The following is a 23,979-nucleotide window of genomic DNA, read 5'->3' on the forward strand; positions in this document are numbered from 1 at the left end:
TAGACTATTTTAGCCAAAAAAAGAGGCTGTTCATAGTGAACAGCCTCTTTTGTATTTAATAGAAAGTGCGTTTAGTTTGTTACTACCCGCGTCCCTTCTAAATTCCATGTTTTAACCTCGGCCATGCGAGCGTCTTTAAATGTAACCTCTTTTTTGGTATTTCCCTCGAAGAACAACCAAGTTCCTACCTTCTTACCTTTGTCGTAATTACCTATAGCTGTCTTATTTCCTTGAGCATCATAACTGATCCACTCTCCCTGCAGCTTATTATCTTCAGTATAGAAACCTGTTTGTGCAATTTCACCATTATCGTGATAAAGCGTCGCCTCAATCAAATTGTTATTTAAGACATATTTATTTGCCTTATCACATGTTTTAGAACAGGCCTGAGCCATGATCGCATTAACAGAGAATACAGCGACTAATATTAAGATCATTTTTTTCATAGCATTGGGCTTTTAATTGTTTCTATACCCAAATTTACGCAATAAGTAACAATTATGAAACCTTCAATTAACAATTTAGTAACATTTGATGCTTAACTATTTGATTTCAAAGTACTTAAAAAATGAAGATTTAACATTGGAAATAGCAGAAAGGTGTTTTTCTTAATAATTTTTTAATGCAGAGTTTACCCAAAAGGAACCTACACACTCGTAATTTGTGGAGTCGAATGACAAACACATTTTATATCGCTTTAGTTTTTGTCGACTAGCTTATAATGTGTAGAGGCTACCCAATGGGTAGCCTCTTTTATATATATTGGTGTATGTAAGCTTAGAAGTTAGTCATAAAAATGAACACTTCCATTACTAATATCATACATCGCTCCAACAATCTTAATTTCATCATTTTCCTCCATTTCTACTAATATCGGACTTCTTTTACGAATATCATCAATGGCCATAAGTACATTTTTTGCAGATACCTCATCCACAAAATCAAGATTTTTAGAATTCCGAAGACTCTCATCTTTAGGTTCTGAAACCGCCGCTACAGCAGGTTCGATCTTTTCGATCAGTTTAGTTAGATTTCCTAAGCGTGCGTGATCGCATGCGCCTTTTATTGCGCCACAACTTGTATGGCCCAAAACGACAATTAATCGCGTTCCAGCAAGCTTGCATGCAAACTCCATACTTCCTAAAATATCTTCATTGATAAAATTTCCTGCAATACGAATACTAAAAATATCACCTAAGCCTTGGTCAAAAACTAATTCTGCTGAAACTCTTGAATCAATACAACTTAAAATGGTTGCAAAAGGAAATTGCCCTTCCGTAGTATCATTTACTTGCTGTAATAAATTTCGGTTTGCGCTAAGGTTACCTTGAAAACGTTTATTCCCTTCTTTTAAATATTCCAACGCTTTGTGAGGGGTCATCGTTGCTTGTGTTTCTTTTGTGTGTGCTTTCATATCTACTCTATTTTAGTATGTATCTTTTATATTATTTTTAACCCAATCTAAACATTCTCTGAAATTTTTAAAGATATGTTCTTGTGGTATCAAGTTTGGTATGATATCAATTCTTTCCATCATGTATTTCGGTTGCTTAAGAACATCTACCAACAACACTTTGATGTTGCGTTGTGCTAGATCAACTAAAATATCTTCCATCGCATAAAGACCCGATTGATCCATATACTGCATTCTACCCATCCTGATCACAACGGCCTTTGCGGTATCAGGTATTTGCGATGCCAACTGCTGAAAATCACTTGTCGATCCAAAAAACAAAGGTCCCTTTAAGTGCTTAATAAAGACCTCTTCTTTTAAATTCTGCGGAAAATCATCTTCATCAGCCCACGCTTTTTCCTTTAATAAAGGCTTAACGTCTGATCGTTCTGCAGTAAGATCTCCCATCTTTTTCATAAACATAAGAGACGCGATAACAAGGCCAATTCCTACGGCATATACCAAATTCCAAACAGAAGAGAGCACTAGCACGACTAGCATGATAATTACCTCTGCTTTTGGCATATAAGGTATAGCTTTTAATCCTTTATAATCCATTACGCCTATTCCTACCGTGATTAAAATTCCTGCAAGTACTGCAGCTGGAATTTCAGAAGCGACAGGACCTAACGATAAAAGAATTATCAATAATAATACACCCGCAATCATACCAGACAATCGTGTTTTTCCACCCGATTTGATATTTACAACCGTTCTAATGGTCGCACCAGCCCCTGGTATTCCGCCAAAAAGAGCTCCGATACTGTTTCCTATTCCCTGACCAACTAGTTCTTTGTTTGGCTTGTGTTTCGTCTTTGTCATATTATCTGCAACAACAGACGTCAATAACGAATCAATGGCTCCTAAAAGTGCTAAAGTTAGTGCAGTAAAAATATAGGGTGTTATGCTTCCGAAGCTAAAATCAGTAAAGATCCCGAGATTTGGAATCGGCAATCCGCTTGGAATTTGCTCAATAGGACGATAATCTAAACCAAATCCAAAAGCAATCCCAGACATTACCAATAGCGCCACCAAGGTGCTTGGAACAGCTGTTGTGATACGCTTAAACCCGTAAATAATTAAGATGGTTCCTAATGCTAAGAGCAATTCTAACCAATTGATATTGTTTAGCGCTTTAGGAAGTACTTTGATCGCTCCCAATACTCCAGAAGCCTCTGAAGCCGCAAGCGTTTGCGATTCCTTTAAAATATCTTCTTGAGTGATGTCTTCAGCTCTTAGAATCGTTTCTTTAAAGTCTTCCAATACAAGAATACCCTCTCCGGCCTCTTCCTTTAAAATATTATCAAGAATGATCTCTTCGGCCATGGGTTTGTATTGATTTACAAACTCGGTATCTTCCTTTGGATAATACCCCAAGGCCGGCAATATCTGCGTGATTAAAATGATAATTCCAATCGCGGTCATAAAGCCAGATACCACAGGATAGGGAATATATTTTATATACTTACCTATTCCCAATAGCCCTAACCCCACCTGCATCAAACCTGCGAGTAAAAACACAGTTAATATCGCAGGCAAAGCCTTGTCTAGATCACCGTCATTTATGGCGATAATTCCCGCAATAACAACCATACTCACGGCAGTCATTGGAGCCGTTGGTCCTGAAATTTGTGTATTGGTGCCGCCAAATAGCGCAGCAAAGAAACTTACAAAAATAGCTCCATAGAGTCCGGCACTTGGCCCAAGACCTGAACTCACTCCAAAAGCTAATGCCAGCGGCAAGGCTACAATACCAGCCGTAATTCCGCCAAATAGATCTCCTCTAAAGTGTTTAAAATTGAATAAATTTTTCATCTAATAGTATTACATTATAGAAACCCCATCATTACTGAAGTGGTTTCACTTGTTTTTTAAATTCTGTTTTGAAAATTTTAAGCGAGCTGCTCTGGAGGGGGAAGCGGTATTTCAGTAATAAACCCAACAACCGAAGGAATACAGTATCGAGAAGTTACTGGTTTTTTGTTAAACCAAACCGCATCAAAATCTGGATAAGAATACAAAACAACTTGCTTCTCTTTAAGATCGACCTTGTAACTATTTTGATTTTCTTCTTCAGTAATATTGATAATCAAAACAGAATCACTATCAAAATTGATCAAATTCACAATAGCCGGAGCCATAAGCGTGAAGCTTAAGAAAAAAGAGATTGTGATTTTTGCAAGTGTTTTCAAATACAGATTGAGTAAGCGAACAAATATAACCTCAAAAAGTTATTTTTATAGACCACATTTTGTTAAATAAACTTTAAAAAATCTATTTAAAATTTATTTCTTCACCTCGGCTTAACCTTAACTTAACATTGAAGTTGGTTATTTGCAGCGACAAAAACTATAAACGATATTTAATGAGAGTTCATCTACTCCTCGTATTTGCTTGTTTTTCAGTAATTTATTCTACACAAGCGCAAGAGATTAGCGACACCAAATTTGGAAATGGTATTATTAACTATGTAGCTAAGGATAGTTCATTTAGTGTAAAATTTGCTCCACGTATTCAAGTGCGCTCTATCTCTTCATGGGATTATCAAGGGGATCGTTATGGAAGTGCAGAACACAATTTTCTCGTGCGACGTGCCCGCTTAAAATTTGAAGGTTTTGCCTATACTCCTAAACTAAAATACAAAATAGAACTTGGCCTCTCAAATAGAGATATTTCTGGAGGCAACGATTTTAATAGAAACACACCGCGCTATATTCTTGATGCGGTAATTATGTGGAACTTCTATGAAAATTTCGAACTTTGGGCAGGACAAACCAAGCTTCCTGGCAACGTAGAACGTGTTGTTTCTTCCGCAAACCTACAATTGATCAACCGTTCCTTATTAAATAGCCGCTTCAATATTGATCGTGACGCTGGCATACAACTCCGTCATTATACACAATTAGGAGAATCATTTTTAATGCGCGAAAAACTCGCAGTTTCGCAAGGAGAAGGTCGTAATGTTACAGAAGGAAATCAAGGCGGATTACAATATACCGGACGTATTGAGTTTTTACCCTTCGGAAAATTTGCGTCCAAAGGTGATTATTCGCAAGCCGATCTAAAGCGGGAACAAACACCAAAATTGATGATAGGCGCCACATACGACTTTAATAATAATGCCGTAAAAACCCGAAGCAATTTAGGTTCCTATATGTTTTTACAAGACGGCTCGCTCTACGAAACCGATATTACCACCGTATTCGTGGATGCCATGTTTAAATACAAAGGTCTTTCGTTTATGGGTGAATTCGCGTCAAGAGATGCCAATAAACCAGTTGCCATTGATCTTGACGATACACCTACAGGCGATATCGTTCTTGTTGGTAATGCAATTAACGCCCAAATAGGTTATCTTTTCAAAAACAATTATGAAGTTGTTGGAAGATATACGACCACACAATTTGATGACGTGACCGGAAATGATAACGAAGATCAATACACCATTGGCCTTTCAAAATATATTGTAGGACATAAATTAAAAGTACAGACAGATTTTAGCTATACGGAAGTAGGCGGAGAAAAGGACAATCTTCTGTTTCGAATGGGCTTTGATCTGCATTTTTAAATAAAAATAGATATAACAATTTGGTAACAATGAAGCACCACTAAAGTGTGACATTTGCACCGTTGAATTTAATAATACTATGGAGAATATATACTTATTAATGCTTGTTGCATTAGTGATTCTGGCGATTGCAGATATCGTAGTTGGGGTGAGCAATGATGCCGTTAATTTTTTAAACTCTGCTATCGGTTCAAAGGCAATATCGCTACGAACCATTATGATCGTTGCCAGTTTAGGAATCTTTATTGGTGCCGTCTTTTCAAGCGGTATGATGGAAGTAGCCCGAAAAGGGATCTTTGTCCCCGACCAGTTTTACTTCGATGAGATCATGATCATTTTTATGGCCGTAATGATCACAGATATACTATTGCTAGACTTTTTTAACACCTTAGGACTACCTACTTCTACCACTGTATCCATTGTTTTTAACTTGCTTGGTGCGGCTGTAGTGATGTCATTGATCAAAATTAGTGGCTCAGAGACAGAAACTTTGGCCGATCTTGGAAATTACATCAACACATCGAAAGCCATCGAAATTATTCTAGGGATTTTGCTGTCGGTACTTATTGCGTTTAGCGTTGGTGCCGTGGTTCAGTGGATCTCTCGTATGGTTTTTACTTTTCAGTACGAAAAGAAAATCAAGCATTTTGGAGCAATTTTTGGCGGTATCGCTTTAACCGCTATCCTTTATTTTATTTTTATAAAAGGCCTTAAAGGAACTCCTTATTATGGCGAAATGAAAGATGTTATTGAAGGCAACGAGATCATTATCATGGGCTTAGGTTTTGTTTTCTTTACGGGTCTTGCTTTTCTATTTCAGAAGATCACCAAAAAGAGTATTCTTCTTGTTGTAATTGCTGTTGGAACATTTGGCCTTGCACTCGCCTTCTCAGGAAACGATTTGGTGAATTTTATCGGGGTACCAATGGCGGCTTATCACTCTTACGAAGCATGGGTCGTTTCTGGAGTTGACGCCTCTTCCTTTTCTATGGGTGTCCTTGAAAAGAAAGTGCCTGCAGAACCATTACTTCTCTTTATAGCTGGTGCCATTATGGTTTTAACTTTATGGTTCTCTAAAAAAGCAAAAACCGTTGCTGAAACCGAAATCAGTCTTTCACGCCAAGGCGATACCCACGAAAAATTTGAGCCAAATATGCTCTCAAGAGGAATTGTAAGCGGAAGCTCATGGCTCTCTAAAACTTTTGGAAAGCTAGTTCCGGGGAGAACACAATTACGTATTGCAAAAAATTTCGAAAAACCAAATACAGCTGCCCTTTCAAAGGATCAAAGTATGGACGCACCAGCATTTGATATGATCCGCGCTTCTGTTAACCTAATGGTCGCAGGGGTTCTTATCTCGATTGCAACCGCGATGAAATTACCACTATCTACTACCTACGTAACCTTTATGGTCGCCATGGGTACCTCTTTAGCCGATAAAGCCTGGGGTAGAGAAAGTGCTGTTTACCGTGTTGCCGGTGTACTAAACGTTATTGGTGGTTGGTTCTTTACCGCTATTGGAGCCTTTATTGCTGCTGGAATCGTTGCTTTCCTTATCAATTGGAACAAAGAGGTGATGATCCCGATCTTGTTACTGTTAACTGTTCTTTTATTGGCGAGAAACTACCTTTCTCATAAAAAGAAAAGTGATGTAAAAATTGACGCAAAAAGCCTTAAAAAGTCTGAAAGCAGTACTGTACAAGGTATTATTACCGAAAGTGCCGACAATATAGCAAATGTAGTTTATAGAACTAATAAGATCTATACGGCTGTTCTTAAAGGATTAGCTACCGAAGACACCAAAGCACTTAAAAAGAGTCGCAAAGGTGTTGAAAAGCTCGATTCTGAGATCGAAGCGCTTCGAGATAATATATTTTACCTTATTAAAAGCTTAGACGATACCAATGTACGTGGTAGTAATTTTTACATTACTATTTTGGCGCATCTCACCGATATCGGACAATCACTGGACTTCATTTCCAAAAAGAGCTATAAGCACGTAAACAACAAACACAAAGCTTTACGCTTCAATCAAATTAAGGATCTGCAAGAACTAGACGATACACTATCAACCATGCTGGTTGAAATTGAGGAAGTATTTAATAGTAGAAAATTTGAACGCATTAGCTATGTGCTTGCGCGTAAAGAGGAGATTTTTGAAGGACTTTCAGAAAAAATTCAAAAGCAGATCGATCGTACTCGTAGCGAAGAATCTAGTCCGAAAAACACAACCTTATACTTCAACTTACTGTTAGAGACAAAAGATCTTGTGACCGCTATCATGAGTCTTATGGAAGAATACTATAACAGTTATCAGAAGCAATAAGAATCAACCCATCATCATTACAAAAAGCACGATTTCCTCTTTTGGATGTCGTGCTTTTTTATTGTATTTCGTTATCTTTAAAAGATGAAAAACTTCCTTCTTTTAGTGGGTCTTGTGCTTAGTAGTCATATTAGCATTGCCCAACAAATAACAGCAGATCAATTGCTTGAAAAAACCATCCAATATCACGATCCAAATGATACTTGGCCACAGTTCAATGGACAATTTACAGTGACTATGGAAACCCATAGTAATTCGAAACGTCTTAGCAAGATCTACATCAATTTACCAGAAGAATACTTTCGCGTACAAGCAACACGTGATACGATCGTCACAGATTATACCCTCAATAAAGAAGATTGTTCGCTCACTTTAAACGGTGCCTCCAATCTTTCCGAAGAAACCATTAAAGCAAACAATATGTCTTGTGAGCGAGCTGAAATGTATAAAAACTACTATACATATCTCTACGGTTTGCCCATGAAGTTAAAAGATCCAGGAACGATCCTCGATCCAACAGTTGCAAAGAAAACGTTTAAAGGCAAGGAATATTTGGTTTTAAAAGCCACCTACGATGAAGCTATAGGAAGTGATGTTTGGTTTTTTTATTTTGACCCAACGACCTACGCCATGGAAATTTATCAGTTTTTTAAAGGCGATCCTAGCGGAAAAGGGAAAGATACAGGTGAGTATATTTTGCTTACTGAAGAAATTGTGATCAACAATATTCGGTTTCCGAAGAACCGCGCGTGGTACTACAACAAAGACGATACGTATTTGGGTACCGATTTCCTGAATAAAATGTAAGCCGTGAAGCAAACCGAAAAGCTTAAAGAGATAGCCTTTGTTTTCTTCAGGATGGGTTGTATTGCCTTTGGAGGGCCCGCGGCACATATCGCCCTTATGGAGGCTGAAATCGTCTCAAAACGCAAGTGGATCACGCCAGAACATTTCTTAGATCTCGTTGGCGCCACCAACCTAATTCCGGGTCCAAATTCCACCGAAATGACCATGCACTGTGGTCACGAACGCGCAGGCGTTCCAGGGCTGTTTGTGGCAGGGTTTTCGTTTATATTTCCCGCGGTAGTCATCACGTGCTTCTTGGCTTATTTATATGTTACCTACGGAAGCCTTCCCGAAGTAGAGCCCTTCGTTACAGGTATTCAGCCTGCCGTCTTAGCAATCATTGCTTCTGCTATTCTAAAGCTGGGTAAAAAAGCCCTAAAAAATGCTGAATTAGCCATGCTTGGTGTATTGGTTCTAGCGGGAAGCATTGCGGGAATCAACGAAATTTATATGCTTTTTTTCGGCGGAATTATTGGCGCATTTTACTTTCTTCTGAAAAGCAAATGGCAGACAAATTCGGTAAAGTCGGTATCCCCTATACTGTTGCTGTTTTTCTCTTCGGAAGTGATCACCAAGCTCACAACCTTAAAAATTTTATGGACCTTTTTAAAGGTGGGAAGTATTCTCTACGGAAGTGGCTACGTCTTATTTGCGTACCTCGATGCGGAGCTCGTTAGCAACGGACTCCTCTCGCGACCGGCACTAATGGAGGCTATTGGGATAGGACAATTTACACCAGGACCCGTACTTTCAACGGCAACCTTTATTGGATATCAATTGGGTGGCTTTTGGGGTGCATTAGCGGCCACAGTGGGTATTTTCCTTCCGTCTTTTTTATTCGTTTGGGTTTTGAATCCGTTAATTCCTAAAATGCGAAAGTCAAAACTTTTGGGCTATGTGCTCGATAGCGTCAATGTTTCGGCAGTAGCCATTATGTTGGCTGTTTTGTATGTGATGAGTCTTGAGACGCTTTCAGATTGGCGCGCCATACTCATTGCTGTTTTGTCGGCCATCATCATTTTCGGCTTTAAAAAAGTACACGTGATCTGGGTAATTGTGATGGGTGCTATTTTGGGCTATGCACTTCAGTTTATGGCATAAAAAAAGGAAGCCAATTACTCCTGACTTCCTTTTCTTTATTAACACTTAAAATAGGTTAAGATCCGCACATTTCGCAGTCCTCGTCTGGGCCGCCAGTTTGCGATTTGGTCAATAATTCTCGTAATTCTTGTGGGGTCATAGGTTTTGTAGAAACGCTAGCGCTTGTCGCTGCATCTTCAGCAACATTTACAACTGTTTCAACAACCGCTGCGGCTACGGGTTCTTTCTTTTCTTCCTTCTTCAAGGTAAACTTGATCGCGTCTACAGCACTCTTCGTTCTCAAATAATACATTCCTGTTTTAAGTCCGCTCTTCCATGCGTAAAAGTGCATTGAAGTAAGTTTTGCGTAATTCGCGTTTTCCATAAAGAGGTTCAACGATTGAGATTGGTCAATAAAATAACCTCTATGACGTGACATATCAATAATGTCTTTCATGCTCAATTCCCAAACTGTTTTATAGAGTTCTTTTAGGTCTTGTGGAATATCTACATTTTGAACCGATCCGTTATCACGCATGATCTGCTCTTTTAGATCGTCATTCCAAAGATCTAACTTAACAAGATCTTCTAAAAGGTGCTTATTTACTACAATAAACTCTCCTGAAAGGACACGGCGTGTATAAATATTAGAAGTATACGGCTCAAAAGCTTCGTTGTTTCCAAGGATCTGTGAGGTTGAAGCTGTAGGCATTGGCGCAACAAGTAATGAATTACGCACACCGTGTTTTTTAATTTCTTTACGCAATTTACCCCAGTCCCAACGACCGCTTAATTCGCTGTCCTCTATCCCCCAAAGGTTGTGTTGAAATAATCCTTCGGAAATAGGAGACCCTTTATAAGTTTGGTATGGTCCATCGGCTTTAGCCTCTTCCATAGAAGCAGTTAAAGCAGCAAAATAAAGCGTTTCAAAAATTTCTTGGTTTAGTTTTTTAGCTTCATCACTTGTAAACGGCATACGCAACATGATAAAAGCATCTGCTAATCCTTGAATTCCCAATCCAACCGGACGGTGACGGAAATTCGAATTTTCAGCTTCTTTTACTGGATAGTAATTTCTGTCAATCACGCGATTCAAGTTCTTGGTAACGCGTTTGGTTACTTTGAACAATTCTTTATGGTCAAACTCACCATTCTTTACGTACATGGGTAACGCAATGGAAGCTAAGTTACATACAGCAACCTCATCTGGAGATGTGTATTCCATGATCTCAGTACATAGATTTGACGATCTAATGGTTCCTAAGTTCTTTTGGTTACTCTTACGGTTTGCTGCATCCTTGTACAACATATACGGCGTTCCTGTCTCAATTTGAGACTCCATAATTTTCTCCCAAAGCTCTCTTGCTTTGATGGTCTTTCTTCCTTTACCTTCAGATTCATATTTGTGGTACAGTGCATCAAACTCATCGCCGTGAACGTTAAATAAGTTCGGACATTCATTCGGGCACATCAAGGTCCACTCACCATCTTCTTGCACGCGCTTCATAAACAAATCTGGAATCCACATAGCATAGAACAGATCACGTGCGCGCATTTCTTCTTTTCCTGTATTTTTCTTTAAATCTAAGAAATCAAAGATATCTGCATGCCATGGTTCAACATAGATCGCGAAAGAACCTTTACGTTTTCCGCCACCTTGATCTACATAACGTGCTGTGTCGTTATAAACACGTAGCATGGGTACGATTCCGTTTGAGGTTCCGTTGGTTCCCGAAATGTAAGATCCTGTTGCCCGTACGTTGTGAATAGATAAACCAATACCTCCAGCCGACTGTGATATTTTGGCTGTTTGTTTTAGTGTATCGTAAATACCGTCGATACTATCGTCTTGCATGGCTAATAAAAAGCAAGATGACATTTGTGGTTTTGGTGTTCCACTATTAAATAAAGTAGGTGTTGCGTGTGTGAAGTATTTCTTCGACATCAGCTCGTATGTTTCTTTGGCTGCAGGCAGGTCATTTGGATGAATTCCAATAGAAACACGCATCAGCATATGTTGCGGACGCTCCACGATTTTTCCGTTAAGCTTTAAAAGATACGAACGCTCTAATGTTTTAAAACCGAAATAGTCATACCCAAAATCTCGGTTATAAATAATTGTAGAATCCAGATCATCTGCATTCGCCATGATCACATCGTATACCTCATCACTTAATAACGGTGCTTTTTTACCCGTACGCGGATTTACATATTCGTATAGGTCTTTCATCACTTCTGAAAAAGACTTCTTTGTGTTTTTATGTAAATTAGAAACTGAAATACGAGCTGCCAAACGTGCATAATCTGGATGTGAGGTCGTCATTGTTGCAGCAACTTCCGCAGCAAGATTATCTAATTCACTTGTTGTTACCCCATCATATAGTCCCTCAATGACACGCATCGATATTTTGACTGGATCTACCAATTCATTAAGTCCATAGCATAATTTTCTTACTCGTGCCGTGATCTTGTCGAACATTATAGGCTCCTTGCGTCCGTCTCTCTTTATTACATTCATATTATCGTGGGTATTATGAGGTTACTTAAAATTATTCAAAAACGTGGATTGTAAGCAATGTGTATATTGCTCATTATCAACTTTGTAAGCGAAAAGTCCGCCTCTTGGGGAAAAGACGGTAACTTCTCTAAAAATCTGCGTCGAAACTAATCTTATTAGACTCTTTGTCTTTATTTGTTACACCTGCTTTTTGATATTCTGAAACACGCTTTTCAAAGAAATTTGTTTTTCCTTGAAGCGAGATCATATCCATAAAGTCAAATGGATTAGTAGTGTTATATTCTTTTTCACCGTTAAGTTCAACCAAAAGGCGGTCTGTTACGAACTCAAGATACTGTGTCATTAATTTACTGTTCATTCCAATAAGACTTGCTGGAAGCGACTCGGTAATAAATTCACGTTCGATGTTAAGTGCATCTACAATGATTTCGCGAATACGTTCTTTAGGAACCTTATTGATTAGGTGATGATTATGCAGGTGTACAGCAAAGTCACAGTGTACTCCTTCATCACGAGAGATTAATTCATTAGAAAAGGTAAGCCCTGGCATGATACCGCGCTTTTTCAACCAGAAAATCGAGCAAAAAGCACCTGAAAAGAAAATACCTTCTACCGCAGCAAATGCGATAAGACGTTCAGCAAAACTCGGACTATCGATCCATTTTAATGCCCAATCTGCCTTCTTTTTGATAGCAGGAAAATTTTCAATAGCATTAAAAAGCATGTCTTTTTCCTTTTCATCTTTTACATAGGTATCGATAAGCAACGAATAGGTTTCACTATGAATATTTTCCATCATGATCTGAAAACCGTAAAAGAATTTAGCCTCACTATACTGAACTTCATTTACGAAATTCTCAGCAAGATTTTCATTTACAATCCCGTCACTCGCAGCAAAAAAGGCAAGAATGTGCTTAATAAAATAGCGCTCATCGTCATTAAGTTTCGTAGTCCAATCGGTTAGATCTTGATGTAAATCAATTTCTTCTGCTGTCCAAAAACTGGCTTCAGACTTTTTGTACCATTCCCAAATATCGTGATGTTGTATTGGAAAAATTACAAATCTGTTGTCGTTTTTTTCTAAAATGGGTTCTACTGCGCTCATTGTCCTTTCGATTTAAATTCTGTGTTTTGTTGCCTTTACTAGGGACTAACAAATATGGAAAATAAATAGACTTCAAATGGACAAAATCGCTTTAGGTTTTCAACAAAGTTTTCAACATTCGCTAAAATAGATTGTTCTTATCGATTTGTTAAAACCAATTACTAAATTATTGATTTTCAGTAATTTATATAAATTTAATTGGCTTATTAACAATTGACTCCCTTGTCGTTGAAAAGCCTTCACGCTGTCCTAAAATTCGGGTATTTATAGGGGTTGAGAACGCTTAAATACCATAAAAATTTTCAACATCTCGGGCCTCATTTTTTTTGAAATGAATCATCATAAAAACGCAGATTTCAGAAAACATGTGTAAAATAAAAAAAAAGACAAGCCAAATGTGACCTGTCTTTCTTACACTAAACTTAAAACTAACTTAAACTTAAAACTGCTTTACTCTTTGATTATTTTAAAGATACTCTGTGTTGAATTTGATTTAACTTCTACTAAATATATTCCAGAAGTCAATCCAGCGGTGCTAATTGTTGATTGATACTCTTGCGGCTGCACATGTATCACTTTTTGACCTAGAACTGAATACACTATAATTTCATCAATCATCGTTTTCGCCTGTATGTGTAATTCATTTTTAGTAGGATTTGGGTAGTAGGATAGACCTACGATCCTGTTTTCGGTTACATCTAAAACAACACCTGCTTCATTGTCAAAATAAAGTCCGTAGGCATTCCCTCCAACGTTCCCTGCGAAAGCAATACAAGCTAGCTGATCTAGCGTTTCTGCGACAGCAGGTGCAAAACCATTCCATACTTCATTACCAGTATCATTGATTAGCGTAGGTCCGCTTATAGCCGCACCATCATAATCTCTGTATATCAAACGATCATCGATTGAATTATCAATAATACTTCTAACATAAGCAGCTCTAATTCGATCTACATTGTTTGTTCTTCGAATCCAAGTATCATAATGCACATTAGTGTCACCCGGCAACGCTAAACCAGTCCATAAAACACTGTAATCACTACTGTTTTCACGTATATAATACTTAATGTTATACCCTAAAGGACTTCCTGTGGGAATGGAAGAGGTAAATATGACAACTTCGTCGGCTGGTAATAATTTTCTAGCTGCTGCTATAGACGGATTAACCGTTTCTTCATTCCCGCCGAGCTCCACAGTTTCTCGGGTCCCCCACGATGCTGGATCGTTATAATCTGGATTGACATTTGCGTATAAATTCCCTGTATTGAAGCCTGTATAGGTTACATAGCACGCACCGCTTCGGCCATAGGCAAAGTCAACTTGCAATCCGAATGTATTACTCGTTGAAACTTCATCAACCCATCCAAGTCCATAACTTCCAGCCGTGCTTCTTGCCGAAAAAACTTCGGAAAAAAGATTATCTAATTGATAGGTAGCAAATACTCTTTGTGTATTTGTTGTTCCTGGGTAATTTCTATCAACACTAAAATCTGAAACTTCAGAGGGAACAATTATTTCAAGAGACAATGATGCTGTTTGCAAATCCCATCGCAAAGCTTCAAACAACCCTCCTTCAAAAAGCGAATATGCGATTAGGTATTCTTCTCCTGCTCCGCTCAAGATCACAAGCTGAATTTTACGAAAAGGAGAAACTGCAGGCTCATCTTTCCATAGCGTAAAACTAGCACCATGATCGGTAGATTTGTAAATGTATAGATGATCAAGTGATCCTCCTGCATCAATTTCATTCTCGTAAGCGGCGACATAAATATCCCCATTGTTGGCAACTTCTATGTCTATTCCGTCAATAAAATCATCCCGTAGTAATAGGTCGGTGGTCCAATCCCTTTGAGGTACTATCTCGGGGCGTTCCACGATCTCTGTAGGAACATAAGGCACCCCGTTAAAACCGACTGTTTTGTATTGAACTCCTGTATACACGGGTTTATATAATGCAGCCACTTCTGGGTTGACCTGCTCCCATGCCGCCTTGATCGCCAACCTGTTTGCTTCTATTTCGGCTGCGGTACCGTTTTCTTCAAGGACATGTGCTTGTTCATAAAGCAATTCGAGGGCTGCGGTTTTTTTAGTTTCACCCAAACTAAAACCAGAAACAGAAGTGTTATCATCTGATTGTGAAAATAAATTTGAAGCACATAACAGACTTAATAATATTATACCAAGTTTTTTCATAATAGTAATTTTAATTTTTTTTGGAAACTTTAAATGAAGTTTCTCCATGCTATTTTATAGCTTAAAACTAAAAACAAACACTTACGCAAGTTGTCAAGAATGTAACAATTGCTGTCTTATTTGTAACAAAAAAGCCGGAAACCTATAAGGTTTCCGGCTTTTTTAAGCGTATGACCAATATTTACACTAAATCATCCACATCTAATTCTTCTATGGCATCCCATGTTTCGTCTAGATCCATTCCCGTACCCGTGGCTTTCATATAAAATCGATCGTCATGCATAAACTCGATCGTGCTATTATTGTTATTTTTACGATACTCTTCAATTGCCTTTACGCCATTCTTTTTGGTTGTTCTTCTACTTTTATACTCATCTTCTTCCTCAAAGTCTTGAGAGAACATCATACGCATTCCTGCTGTTGCTGCGGCCCCTATTTGCCCTGCGCCATCAATTACTTCGATTTTGAATTTTTTTGTTTTGTCTTCGTTCGCATAGGTCGCTTCAATATTAGCGATCTTCATATACGACATTTGGCCTGCTTTATAAGCAATGCGTTTCATTCCATTAATTTCATCAGGCAGCCAAGCCTTCATCTCATCATTAGTAAGAGGCTCTATTTGTTGCAACTCTTGCAGATCTTCTTGAAGATCGGTCATTTCCTTTACAGCCTTAGTGGCATTACTTACATTTTGTTTGGTCTCTTTTATTTTTTTGGAAACCGGATTTTCACAAGAACCGAATACAAGAACGGTTACTAAAGCGACTAATAGATATTTTTTCATAATTATTAAGGTTGGTTGTTGATAATACTAAGTTACTATTATTCAGTGAATTATTAAATGAAACGGTATGCTTTTTTCTTGATTTTTCAGCAAATAAGCAAGGCCGTACTATAACGACGGCCCTGCTTCAAAAAAACAATTGAAAAAAATTATCTTAGTCTTTCACTATTTTGAAACTTGCTGTTTGCAAACCTACAGTTACCTTCATGACATATACCCCAGATGCCAAAGATGCTGTATTCACAACTGTTTCTGTTGAACTTGGTTTAACATTCAAAAGTTGTTGTCCTAAGATGCTATAGATTGATATAGTATCAATCGTTTCTTTTGCTGAAACGTTCATCTCATCAGATGTTGGATTTGGGTAATAATTTAATCCGTCAATACTCAAGTCGTCTATTGATAAAATTTCTGCTTTGCTGTCAAAATACAATCCAAAACCACGTGTACCATTTGTTCCTGCAAAAGCAAGACAAGGTAAACCGTCTGCGGTTTCTGCAGTTACCGACGGAAAGCCATCAAAAACATCTAAGGGTGAGTCTGCCACCGATTCGAATCCATCAAAATCTGAACCGTTAAAAGTGATAGATCGATTGAGATCATTTTCTGAATTATCAATGTTATCACGTACATAGCTAAAACGTATCGTTTCATTTTCTTCATTTCTATTGATCCAACCATCGGTATGCGAGATATTCCAATTGGAACCACCTGAACCAAAATTGCTAAACACGGCAAACGCACCTGCATCTACTTTTAAATAGCCAACACCATCAAAATTTGAACCTGAGCCACTAGCTCGGTCTGATGCCCAAACAACCACCTTCGCTTCAGGTGGAGTTAAACGTGCCGCACGAATTGTAGGATTTAAGGTTTCTCTTGTGGCTCCTAACTCTAAAGTCTCTCTTGGTTCCCACATGGTAGGGTCATTAAAAGACGGATTGTAATTCACATAAAGGTTTCCACTCGCCGAACCTGTATATGTTGTATACAAATCTCCAGCTCGTGCATACGTAAAATCTACCTGAGCCCCACAAACACCATCAATGGATACTTCGTCAACCCAACCAAAACCATATTCTCCTGAGGTACTTCTAGCTGAAAATACTTCAGTTGCACAACCGTCATCTTTTAACATCGTAACAAATGCTCTCATGGCATCTGTATTTGCTGGAAAATTTCTATCTGCTGCAAAATCAGATATTCCTGTAGAAATCGTGTTAAAACTAAAATCGGCGTTGCTCGTATCCCAACGTGCTACCTGAAATAATCCTCCGTCAAATAGTAAGAAAGCCAAGATATACTGGTCTCCAACACCGTCAAACGATAAAAGTTGTATTTTTCTAATCGGTGTAGGTGATTGTAACTCTACAAACAGGTCCCAAGTGGCTCCATTAGTAGATGATCTATAAATATATATATTGTCTGCTGCACCTCCAGCATCGATTTCATTTTCATACATCCCTACAAACACATCTCCTGTATTTAAAGTTGTTGTCATATCGATTCCATCGACGAAATCGTTACGGATTAAAATATCGTCTCCCCATTCTCTAGACAAAGGAAGTGGGTCTGGACGCTCAATAATTTCTCCAGGCACATAAGGTGTTGGTCCTTGACCTAAACGATCGTATTTAGGAGCATTTGTAGGCTTATAAAGCGCACCAATAGCTGGGTCAATGGCTGTCCATGCCGCCTTAATAGCCAACCTGTTGGCTTCAATTTCAGCTGACGTTCCATGCATATCTAAATATTCTGCCTGTTGAAATAAAGCTTCAAGTGCAGGAGTGCGTTCAGGAATTTGTATTGTACTTCCTGTAGCATCTAAGCTATTTGTCTGCGCTGTCATTGCTAAAAAGCTAAACAGACATACTGTTAATGTAAAAAGTTTTTTCATGATTTCTAAAATTTGTAATTACTAATTGATTCGTTTTGATTCTATGTCTCACAATTCCATGAGACTCCAATATCCTCCATCTTTTACGATTTCAGATATCAGGACAAAATTACCTGGGGAGTCTAAATTTAGTTCTAGGTGTTTCATCCAAATAGATTGGAGGCTTCCATTCTTATTGCTTAGTGGTTTTTCCTATGCGCCTTCAGAAATACCTACTAAAGCGATTTACTAAATAGCATATTACATAACAATAGTAATTAGCTTGTTTCAAAAGTATGACAAGAAGAATGTCACACATGTTACAGTTGTAACATATCCTAAAAGATATGTAACAACGCGTAAAAGCCCCGATAAATAAAGGGGTTATAAGACTTTAAAAAATAATTGTAGATGTTTTATAAGGTATCAGCTACCTTCTCTAATTCGGCGTACCAAGGCGCGCCAAACTTACGAATAAGCGCTTCCTTTACAAACTTATAAACGGGCACTTGAAGTTCTTTCCCTAAAGTACAAGCATCATTGCAAATAGGCCATTTGTGATAATTTACTGCTGCAAACTCACTGTATTGCTGTACACGTACTGGATATAAATGACACGAAATGGGTTTTTTAAAGTCGATCTTACCAGCATTATAAGCATCTTCAATACCACAACCCGCAATACCGTGTTCTGAAAAAGTGACATATGCGCACTCTTTCCCGTCTACCAGCGGTGTTTCAAAATCATCAAGATCTGAGACGATATGGGTGCCTTGTGCTTCAATGGCTGCAATTCCTTCTGGACGTAAAAAAGGCTTAACTTTAGGATACACCTCTTGAAGTATAGCAATTTCTTCTTCGGAAACGGGCGCACCCGCCTCTCCAGCGATACAACATTCACCTTTACAAGCGCCTAAGTTGCACACAAAATCCTTTTCGATTATATCTTCAGAAACGATTGTCTTCCCTAATTGAAACATAGCGCAAAGATAGCAAGATTTGCAACGTCGGTGGCGCGACATTTTCAAAAAAAATAAAAGCTTTTTTCGTTCCCTTTCCAAAGTTATTCCGAAGAAAAAGTCAGCCTTTTTACTACAATTCATCCAACTTTATTGCCTAATTTTGCAGCCTCTAAAGAAAATGTATATGAACTTCAATTTTAAAGAAATAGCCACCGCAACCATGGTTCTTTTTGCCGTGATAGACATTGTTGGGAGTATTCCAATCATTATTTCGTTACGCGAAAAATCTAGTACTATTAAAAGTGGTCGCGCTTCCATTATTGCAGCTATTGTACTTATCATTTTTTTGTTCATCGGAGAGGAGATCTTAAACCTTATTGGTGTCAACGTCAATGAATTTGCCGTGGCAGGTGCTTTTATCCTTTTCTTTATTGCTTTAGAGATGATCTTGGGTGTAACACTGTTTAAACAAAAAGAGGGAAGCATGGAGATGGCTACTGTCTTTCCTATTGCCTTTCCTATTGTGGCAGGTCCAGGAAGTTTAACCACCCTATTATCGCTACGCGCAGAATACGCCATCGAAAATATTATCGTCGCTATTCTCGTAAATGTAGTCGTTGTATTTATTGTGCTAAAAACATCGGGCAGTCTTCAGCGTTTCCTTGGAAAAAATGGAATTGCTATTATTGAAAAGATCTTTGGTGTTATTTTGTTGGCCATCGCCGTAAAACTTTTTACCTCAAACATTCAAGAGCTCTTTATCTAAAATGCCAATCAAATAAATTTCTATGAAAACTTTTATTTATATCCTTATCATACTGTTGACAGGCTTCTTTATTTACAATCTGGCCATGATAAACTGGAAGGATCTTCTTGAAGGAGATAGCTTTGTTGCCGTTGTAAGTGCATTGGCTGCTGGCTGTGGTATGCTTCTTTTAACGATCTTATTGATCTCAAAAAAGATAGCAGCAAAGAAGCGCTAGTTTTTGTTTTTCTTCGGAAGGATGTTGTGCGTAACTGAACTGTATTCTGTTTACTCCATTACTGGGAGAAAGCCTTCTAATTCCATGACTTTTTGAATCATCGGGTCTCCTTCATTTAAAATGTACTCAAAGGCATTCGGACCGTATAATTGTTCTGCCATATTTGCTTTGATCGCTTTCTTTAAGGCTTCGGCATACTCCGAAAGATCAATTCTAGCCTCGCTAAGACGCGCATACTCTAAAAATGCATCGACCGTTTCAGTGTCTACTTGATAGCTTTCGGCAAAGTCAACAAACGGAATATTTTTAAAGACACTTCGGTTTTCTTCTAAAAGTTCAAAGATAAAGAAACTCATAAACCCGCTCCGACTCACAAACTCGATCGTTTCGTTTTCAACGCTGGTGTCCTTCGGAACAAAAACATCTGGCATGATTCCACCACCGCCATACACAACTTTCCCTTTCGGTGTAACAAATTTTAACGAGTCGGCAACCTGAATACTGTCCGCATGCAATAATTCGCCATTGCGATACCTGCTTTCATATTCCGAATAATAGGCGTCGTTCCCATTGCCATACGGACGTTGAATAGAACGCCCTGTTGGTGTATAATAGCGTGCTATAGTTAAGCGTACCGCGCTTCCATCGCCTAAAGACATTTCGCGTTGTACGAGTCCTTTACCAAATGAACGCCGACCGATAATGGTTCCAACATCGTTGTCCTGTAAGGCGCCAGCCACAATCTCACTTGCCGAAGCAGAATTTTGATCGATAAGCACATAGACCTTTCCATCTTCAAAATCACCTCGCCGCGTGGCAAAGCTTTCCGTTTCTTCTCCTTGCTTATTTCGCGTGACAAGAATAAGCTTATCGTCTGTTAAAAATTCATCGGCTATTTGTTCTGCTGCGGAAATGTAACCGCCCGGATTTCCGCGGAGATCAAGCACGAGTGAATGGATCTTCTTTTTATTTAATTCTTTTAGCGCACTGTGAAATTCATCGAAGGTTGTTTCCGAAAAACGATTCACTTTAATATAGCCAATCCCGTTAGTTAATTCATAAGATGCATCTACGCTAACTAAAGGGACTTCCTTTCGGCGCAAAGAGACATCGAACATTTTGTCTTCATCTTTACGATATACCTGTAATGAAACTTTTGAGTTAAGCTCGCCTTTTAAAAATTCAGAAATGCTATCACGCGACATCCCCCCGCCAAAAAGCGATACACCTTCGGCTGCCAAAATACGATCGCCTCCTTTAATTCCTGCTTTAGCCGCGGGGCCGCCCTCAATAGCACGAATCACCGCGATGGTGTCTTTATAAATATGAAAACTGATCCCAATACCTGTAAAGGCCCCGCGCATATCATCTGCGTTATCTGCGTATTGATCAACGGGAATATACACCGAATGCGGATCTAAATTTTCAAGAATTCCGTTTACTGTAACATCTACAATACTGTCGGTATTTACCTCATCTACATATTCATAATCGATATAATCAATAAGTTTATTGAGTTTATCTTTTTTTGAATTGGTAGCGAAGATCTTTTCGGTAGTATCTGTAAAATTTAGCTTTGATCCAATATAAACCCCTATCGCAACAGCAATACCCAAAAACAAGGGAAGATAAATAGGGTTCTTTTTCATATTAAATAGATAGATCTGGAATATGCGTAATACTAACGCCTGCTTTTTCTAAAAATTTCACACCACTGTCGTCTTTGTATCCTTGTAAATAAACAAGTCGTTTGATTCCCGACTGATGTATCAATTTACTACAATCTTTACACGGTGACATCGTAATATACAATGTTGCGCCGTCACATGATTGTGTTGATGATGCAACCTTTAAGATGGCATTGGCTTCAGCGTGCAATACATACCATTTTGTAGCTCCTTCTTCATCTTCACAAACATTCTCAAAACCGGTAGGTGTTCCATTATAACCATCACTAATGATCATCTTATCTCTTACAATAAGTGCGCCAACTTGTCTTCGTTTGCAATGTGACAGTTTACTCCATTCTTGCGCCATTCGAAGGTAAGCGACATCGTACTTGCGTTGTTTCTTTAGATTCATATACTGTAATGAGTGTCAAAATTAGCGCGAAGTTACACTCAAAAAAAATAATTGTGCATTTTTTAAGAGGCTAAGCCCCAAAACAAGTTGCAGATAACATAGGAATTGTCATTCCTATAATGATCGCCGAAACGACAAGGATCCAATCTCGCCTACTGATCTTAAACATTTGCGCGCTGGCAAATGCTACCATTAGCACCAAGAATACAACAATGACCTGCGATAATTCAACTCCTAAGGCAAACATTAATAGCGGAGCAATACTATTGTCAACGCTAATCATTTGATAATAGGTGGCAAATCCAAAACCGTGAATCAATCCAAAGAAAAGCGTAAGTCCGTAGAGTAAAAACCTGCCCTGGGTCTTTATGCTGTTACTGGCAGTAAAGACATTATACAGCCCAGTTAGCAAAATTGTTATAGGAATTAAGCACTCTATAAGCCCGCTGCTGATCATCACCACATTAAAATGCGCCAATAGTAGCGAAATAGTATGCCCAAGTGTAAAAAGCGTTACGAGCAGCAGCAAGCGTTTCCACGCATAAAATGAATACCCGGCAGATAAAGCAATAAGAAAAAGCACATGATCATAAGCACCCCAGTCTAAAACGTGTTCTAGTCCTAAAGTGAGATATAGCCAGAAATCGGTCATTATTATTATTTTTTGGGTCATGTAAAGATAGTGAAAGTAGTTTTTTGTAACTTTAAGGGAATCAATTTTTTCGTGTTATGAAAAAACTACTACTCATACTCGTTTTAAATGCAATTTCATTTCAAAGTTTTGCACAGGAGCCAAACGCAGATTTATTTCAAACGTGGTATTTAGCATCATACAGTTATGATTTGGGAGACACATATTATTTAGCCGATGTTGAGCCTTTTTTATCTGTGGATATGACGATTGATAGTCAACTTGGTTTTACAGGATTGGCATGCAACGAATATGGGGGCGAATTTTTATATGATGCAACCACAGATAGACTCGAATTGGTTTTTTTTGATCTGTGTTTGTGTGGCACATGTAATAACCCACCGCAGTCGCATGTTGACTTAGAGAATGATTATTTTGACTACTTTTTTGGCCATGAAGGCGCGTTTTATGAGTATGTACTTTGGACAGATTCTGGAACAGGAATCATGGATCTAACTCTCGAAGTCATTCCTGGCTTTACGTTAACCTATCAAAATGCGCCAGTATTGGGAACTTCAGAGTTTGAAGCGCAACGTTTTGTCATTAGTCCAAATCCAGTAGCGGAAACGCTTTTTATTACTTCGGAAGGAAGTATGATAAAGCAATTTTCGATTTATTCATTAACTGGTGAACGTATTTTTTCTGACGCTTCCGCAGCCGATCAGATCGATGTGTCAAGTTTGAAAACTGGACTCTATTTTGCAGAAATATTAACTTCCGAAGGAAAAAGTATTCAGAAATTCTTAAAAAGATAAATCATGAAAAATATTGCAGCATTGCTTTTTATGATTGTTTCTTTAACTACCGTTAATGCCCAAGATCCAACCCTATTAGAAAACCAATGGAATTTGTTTAATGTGGTAATCATGGGAGATGACAATATTCCTCCGCCTTTTAATGACGATATTACAGAAATTGGTTTACTCTTTGACATGCCTGGGTCTACAACTCCTTTCACAACGTATGTGTGCAACGGACTTTATGGACAAGTTACGTATGCTGGCACTGACACCTTTAGCCTGACCGATCTAAATCAAACGCTAGGCAGCTGTAATGGTAATTATTCGGATAATTACGAAATGACTTATTTTGAATTTTATTTTGATAATGCTACCAGCCCGTTCACGTATGAAATTACCGATGAAGGCGCCGGCGGATTAGGTCTGATTGTTACGGCAGCCAATGGCGACACGGCCGAATACGGCAATCCCATTTTGAGTATTTCTGAAAAAGACCTTCAAAACATAAGTATATATCCAAATCCAGTTGCGGAGACGCTTTTTGTTTCGTCGGAAGAAACTTTGATTGAATCAATTTTAGTTTTTACTATTAACGGAAAGCAAGTTCTTTCGGAAGCTGAGCAATTAAAAAGTATTGATGTTTCTTCGCTTAAATCTGGCTTATATTTTGTTTCTGTCAGCACTTCCGAAGGAAAAAGTATTCAGAAATTTATAAAACAGTAACACGGTAAAATAAAAGAGCCTCTTTGGGAAAGGCTCTTTTGGAAAAGAC

21 protein-coding genes are annotated in these 23,979 nt (G+C 38.3%); 8 read left to right on the forward strand and 13 right to left on the reverse strand.

The window, feature by feature from the left end:
- Positions 1 to 71: 71 nt before the first annotated feature.
- From ACY2RU_RS10440 to ACY2RU_RS10455, 4 genes are all read right to left on the reverse strand, one after another.
- Positions 72 to 446 (reverse strand): toxin-antitoxin system YwqK family antitoxin, encoded by a 375-nt coding sequence (locus ACY2RU_RS10440; protein ID WP_490138399.1) that lies wholly within the window; start codon positions 444 to 446, stop codon positions 72 to 74.
- A 338-nt stretch (positions 447 to 784) separates the two neighbouring features.
- Complete coding sequence (locus tag ACY2RU_RS10445) at positions 785 to 1,414, reverse strand: carbonic anhydrase family protein (protein WP_490138400.1); 630 nt, start codon at positions 1,412 to 1,414, stop codon at positions 785 to 787.
- A 12-nt stretch (positions 1,415 to 1,426) separates the two neighbouring features.
- Positions 1,427 to 3,268: a SulP family inorganic anion transporter gene (locus ACY2RU_RS10450; protein ID WP_490138401.1), complete on the reverse strand. Its 1,842-nt coding sequence runs from the start codon at positions 3,266 to 3,268 to the stop codon at positions 1,427 to 1,429.
- Positions 3,269 to 3,345: 77 nt separating this feature from the next.
- The gene (locus tag ACY2RU_RS10455) at positions 3,346 to 3,594 is read right to left on the reverse strand and encodes a hypothetical protein (RefSeq protein ID WP_490138402.1); all 249 of its coding nucleotides are present in this window, start codon (positions 3,592 to 3,594) and stop codon (positions 3,346 to 3,348) included.
- 224 nt (positions 3,595 to 3,818) lie between these two features.
- Here ACY2RU_RS10455 and ACY2RU_RS10460 point away from each other — a divergent pair, with 224 nt between their 5' ends.
- From ACY2RU_RS10460 to chrA, 4 genes are all read left to right on the forward strand, one after another.
- The gene (locus ACY2RU_RS10460) at positions 3,819 to 5,021 is read left to right on the forward strand and encodes a porin (protein ID WP_490138403.1); all 1,203 of its coding nucleotides are present in this window, start codon (positions 3,819 to 3,821) and stop codon (positions 5,019 to 5,021) included.
- Between the two features lie 79 nt (positions 5,022 to 5,100).
- Complete coding sequence (locus ACY2RU_RS10465; RefSeq protein WP_490138404.1) at positions 5,101 to 7,347, forward strand: inorganic phosphate transporter; 2,247 nt, start codon at positions 5,101 to 5,103, stop codon at positions 7,345 to 7,347.
- An 84-nt stretch (positions 7,348 to 7,431) separates the two neighbouring features.
- The gene (locus ACY2RU_RS10470; protein ID WP_490138405.1) at positions 7,432 to 8,154 is read left to right on the forward strand and encodes a DUF6503 family protein; all 723 of its coding nucleotides are present in this window, start codon (positions 7,432 to 7,434) and stop codon (positions 8,152 to 8,154) included.
- A 3-nt stretch (positions 8,155 to 8,157) separates the two neighbouring features.
- A complete protein-coding gene (gene chrA, locus ACY2RU_RS10475; protein WP_490138406.1) occupies positions 8,158 to 9,294 on the forward strand; it encodes a chromate efflux transporter in 1,137 nt (378 codons plus the stop codon).
- Between the two features lie 55 nt (positions 9,295 to 9,349).
- Here the strand turns inward: chrA and ACY2RU_RS10480 are convergent, their stop codons facing one another.
- The 6 genes from ACY2RU_RS10480 to ACY2RU_RS10505 all read right to left on the reverse strand — a co-directional run bounded on the left by ACY2RU_RS10480 (position 9,350) and on the right by ACY2RU_RS10505 (position 18,729).
- Positions 9,350 to 11,791: a ribonucleoside-diphosphate reductase subunit alpha gene (locus ACY2RU_RS10480; protein WP_490138407.1), complete on the reverse strand. Its 2,442-nt coding sequence runs from the start codon at positions 11,789 to 11,791 to the stop codon at positions 9,350 to 9,352.
- A gap of 127 nt (positions 11,792 to 11,918) precedes the next feature.
- Positions 11,919 to 12,896 carry a ribonucleotide-diphosphate reductase subunit beta gene (locus tag ACY2RU_RS10485; protein ID WP_490138408.1) on the reverse strand — a complete coding sequence of 326 codons (978 nt, stop codon included), beginning with the start codon at positions 12,894 to 12,896 and terminating at the stop codon, positions 11,919 to 11,921.
- A 450-nt stretch (positions 12,897 to 13,346) separates the two neighbouring features.
- Positions 13,347 to 15,089: a T9SS type A sorting domain-containing protein gene (locus ACY2RU_RS10490; protein WP_490138409.1), complete on the reverse strand. Its 1,743-nt coding sequence runs from the start codon at positions 15,087 to 15,089 to the stop codon at positions 13,347 to 13,349.
- Positions 15,090 to 15,270: 181 nt separating this feature from the next.
- Positions 15,271 to 15,873, reverse strand: coding sequence for a hypothetical protein (locus tag ACY2RU_RS10495; RefSeq protein ID WP_490138410.1), 603 nt, complete (start codon positions 15,871 to 15,873; stop codon positions 15,271 to 15,273).
- A gap of 154 nt (positions 15,874 to 16,027) precedes the next feature.
- On the reverse strand, positions 16,028 to 17,770 hold the full coding sequence (locus ACY2RU_RS10500) for a T9SS type A sorting domain-containing protein (RefSeq protein WP_490138411.1): 1,743 nt from the start codon (positions 17,768 to 17,770) through the stop codon (positions 16,028 to 16,030).
- A 395-nt stretch (positions 17,771 to 18,165) separates the two neighbouring features.
- Positions 18,166 to 18,729 carry a DUF3109 family protein gene (locus tag ACY2RU_RS10505; RefSeq protein WP_490138412.1) on the reverse strand — a complete coding sequence of 188 codons (564 nt, stop codon included), beginning with the start codon at positions 18,727 to 18,729 and terminating at the stop codon, positions 18,166 to 18,168.
- A gap of 166 nt (positions 18,730 to 18,895) precedes the next feature.
- On the opposite strand from ACY2RU_RS10505, the gene ACY2RU_RS10510 reads away from it, so the two are divergent.
- Both ACY2RU_RS10510 and ACY2RU_RS10515 read left to right on the forward strand, forming a co-directional pair.
- A complete protein-coding gene (locus tag ACY2RU_RS10510) occupies positions 18,896 to 19,477 on the forward strand; it encodes a MarC family protein (RefSeq protein WP_490138413.1) in 582 nt (193 codons plus the stop codon).
- A gap of 22 nt (positions 19,478 to 19,499) precedes the next feature.
- Positions 19,500 to 19,694, forward strand: a complete 195-nt coding sequence (locus ACY2RU_RS10515) for a hypothetical protein (protein ID WP_490138414.1) — start codon at positions 19,500 to 19,502, stop codon at positions 19,692 to 19,694.
- A 50-nt stretch (positions 19,695 to 19,744) separates the two neighbouring features.
- On the opposite strand, the gene ACY2RU_RS10520 is transcribed toward ACY2RU_RS10515, so the two are convergent.
- The 3 genes from ACY2RU_RS10520 to ACY2RU_RS10530 form a co-directional block, all read right to left on the reverse strand.
- The gene (locus ACY2RU_RS10520; RefSeq protein WP_490138415.1) at positions 19,745 to 21,343 is read right to left on the reverse strand and encodes a S41 family peptidase; all 1,599 of its coding nucleotides are present in this window, start codon (positions 21,341 to 21,343) and stop codon (positions 19,745 to 19,747) included.
- A gap of 1 nt (position 21,344) precedes the next feature.
- A complete protein-coding gene (locus ACY2RU_RS10525; RefSeq protein ID WP_490138416.1) occupies positions 21,345 to 21,776 on the reverse strand; it encodes a deoxycytidylate deaminase in 432 nt (143 codons plus the stop codon).
- 70 nt (positions 21,777 to 21,846) lie between these two features.
- Positions 21,847 to 22,449 (reverse strand): HupE/UreJ family protein, encoded by a 603-nt coding sequence (locus ACY2RU_RS10530; protein WP_490138417.1) that lies wholly within the window; start codon positions 22,447 to 22,449, stop codon positions 21,847 to 21,849.
- Between the two features lie 56 nt (positions 22,450 to 22,505).
- Here ACY2RU_RS10530 and ACY2RU_RS10535 point away from each other — a divergent pair, with 56 nt between their 5' ends.
- Positions 22,506 to 23,222, forward strand: coding sequence for a T9SS type A sorting domain-containing protein (locus ACY2RU_RS10535; RefSeq protein ID WP_490138418.1), 717 nt, complete (start codon positions 22,506 to 22,508; stop codon positions 23,220 to 23,222).
- A gap of 3 nt (positions 23,223 to 23,225) precedes the next feature.
- A complete protein-coding gene (locus ACY2RU_RS10540) occupies positions 23,226 to 23,930 on the forward strand; it encodes a T9SS type A sorting domain-containing protein (RefSeq protein ID WP_490138419.1) in 705 nt (234 codons plus the stop codon).
- Positions 23,931 to 23,979 lie beyond the last annotated feature (49 nt).

This window comes from Ulvibacter sp. 2305UL32-6 (genome assembly GCF_058148545.1).

What these genes read in the sequence shown, in the direction of transcription:
- ACY2RU_RS10460 (WP_490138403.1), top strand. Translation starts at nt 3,819, where the DNA reads ATGAGAGTTCATCTACTCCTCGTATTTGCTTGTTTTTCAGTAATTTAT.
- ACY2RU_RS10455 (WP_490138402.1), bottom strand. Translation starts at nt 3,594, where the DNA reads ATGGCTCCGGCTATTGTGAATTTGATCAATTTTGATAGTGATTCTGTT.
- ACY2RU_RS10495 (WP_490138410.1), bottom strand. Translation starts at nt 15,873, where the DNA reads ATGAAAAAATATCTATTAGTCGCTTTAGTAACCGTTCTTGTATTCGGT.
- ACY2RU_RS10445 (WP_490138400.1), bottom strand. Translation starts at nt 1,414, where the DNA reads ATGAAAGCACACACAAAAGAAACACAAGCAACGATGACCCCTCACAAA.
- ACY2RU_RS10515 (WP_490138414.1), top strand. Translation starts at nt 19,500, where the DNA reads ATGAAAACTTTTATTTATATCCTTATCATACTGTTGACAGGCTTCTTT.
- ACY2RU_RS10485 (WP_490138408.1), bottom strand. Translation starts at nt 12,896, where the DNA reads ATGAGCGCAGTAGAACCCATTTTAGAAAAAAACGACAACAGATTTGTA.
- ACY2RU_RS10465 (WP_490138404.1), top strand. Translation starts at nt 5,101, where the DNA reads ATGGAGAATATATACTTATTAATGCTTGTTGCATTAGTGATTCTGGCG.
- ACY2RU_RS10540 (WP_490138419.1), top strand. Translation starts at nt 23,226, where the DNA reads ATGAAAAATATTGCAGCATTGCTTTTTATGATTGTTTCTTTAACTACC.
- ACY2RU_RS10520 (WP_490138415.1), bottom strand. Translation starts at nt 21,343, where the DNA reads ATGAAAAAGAACCCTATTTATCTTCCCTTGTTTTTGGGTATTGCTGTT.
- ACY2RU_RS10440 (WP_490138399.1), bottom strand. Translation starts at nt 446, where the DNA reads ATGAAAAAAATGATCTTAATATTAGTCGCTGTATTCTCTGTTAATGCG.
- ACY2RU_RS10505 (WP_490138412.1), bottom strand. Translation starts at nt 18,729, where the DNA reads ATGTTTCAATTAGGGAAGACAATCGTTTCTGAAGATATAATCGAAAAG.
- ACY2RU_RS10490 (WP_490138409.1), bottom strand. Translation starts at nt 15,089, where the DNA reads ATGAAAAAACTTGGTATAATATTATTAAGTCTGTTATGTGCTTCAAAT.
- ACY2RU_RS10535 (WP_490138418.1), top strand. Translation starts at nt 22,506, where the DNA reads ATGAAAAAACTACTACTCATACTCGTTTTAAATGCAATTTCATTTCAA.
- ACY2RU_RS10470 (WP_490138405.1), top strand. Translation starts at nt 7,432, where the DNA reads ATGAAAAACTTCCTTCTTTTAGTGGGTCTTGTGCTTAGTAGTCATATT.
- ACY2RU_RS10450 (WP_490138401.1), bottom strand. Translation starts at nt 3,268, where the DNA reads ATGAAAAATTTATTCAATTTTAAACACTTTAGAGGAGATCTATTTGGC.
- ACY2RU_RS10525 (WP_490138416.1), bottom strand. Translation starts at nt 21,776, where the DNA reads ATGAATCTAAAGAAACAACGCAAGTACGATGTCGCTTACCTTCGAATG.
- ACY2RU_RS10480 (WP_490138407.1), bottom strand. Translation starts at nt 11,791, where the DNA reads ATGAATGTAATAAAGAGAGACGGACGCAAGGAGCCTATAATGTTCGAC.
- ACY2RU_RS10510 (WP_490138413.1), top strand. Translation starts at nt 18,896, where the DNA reads ATGAACTTCAATTTTAAAGAAATAGCCACCGCAACCATGGTTCTTTTT.
- ACY2RU_RS10500 (WP_490138411.1), bottom strand. Translation starts at nt 17,770, where the DNA reads ATGAAAAAACTTTTTACATTAACAGTATGTCTGTTTAGCTTTTTAGCA.
- ACY2RU_RS10530 (WP_490138417.1), bottom strand. Translation starts at nt 22,449, where the DNA reads ATGACCCAAAAAATAATAATAATGACCGATTTCTGGCTATATCTCACT.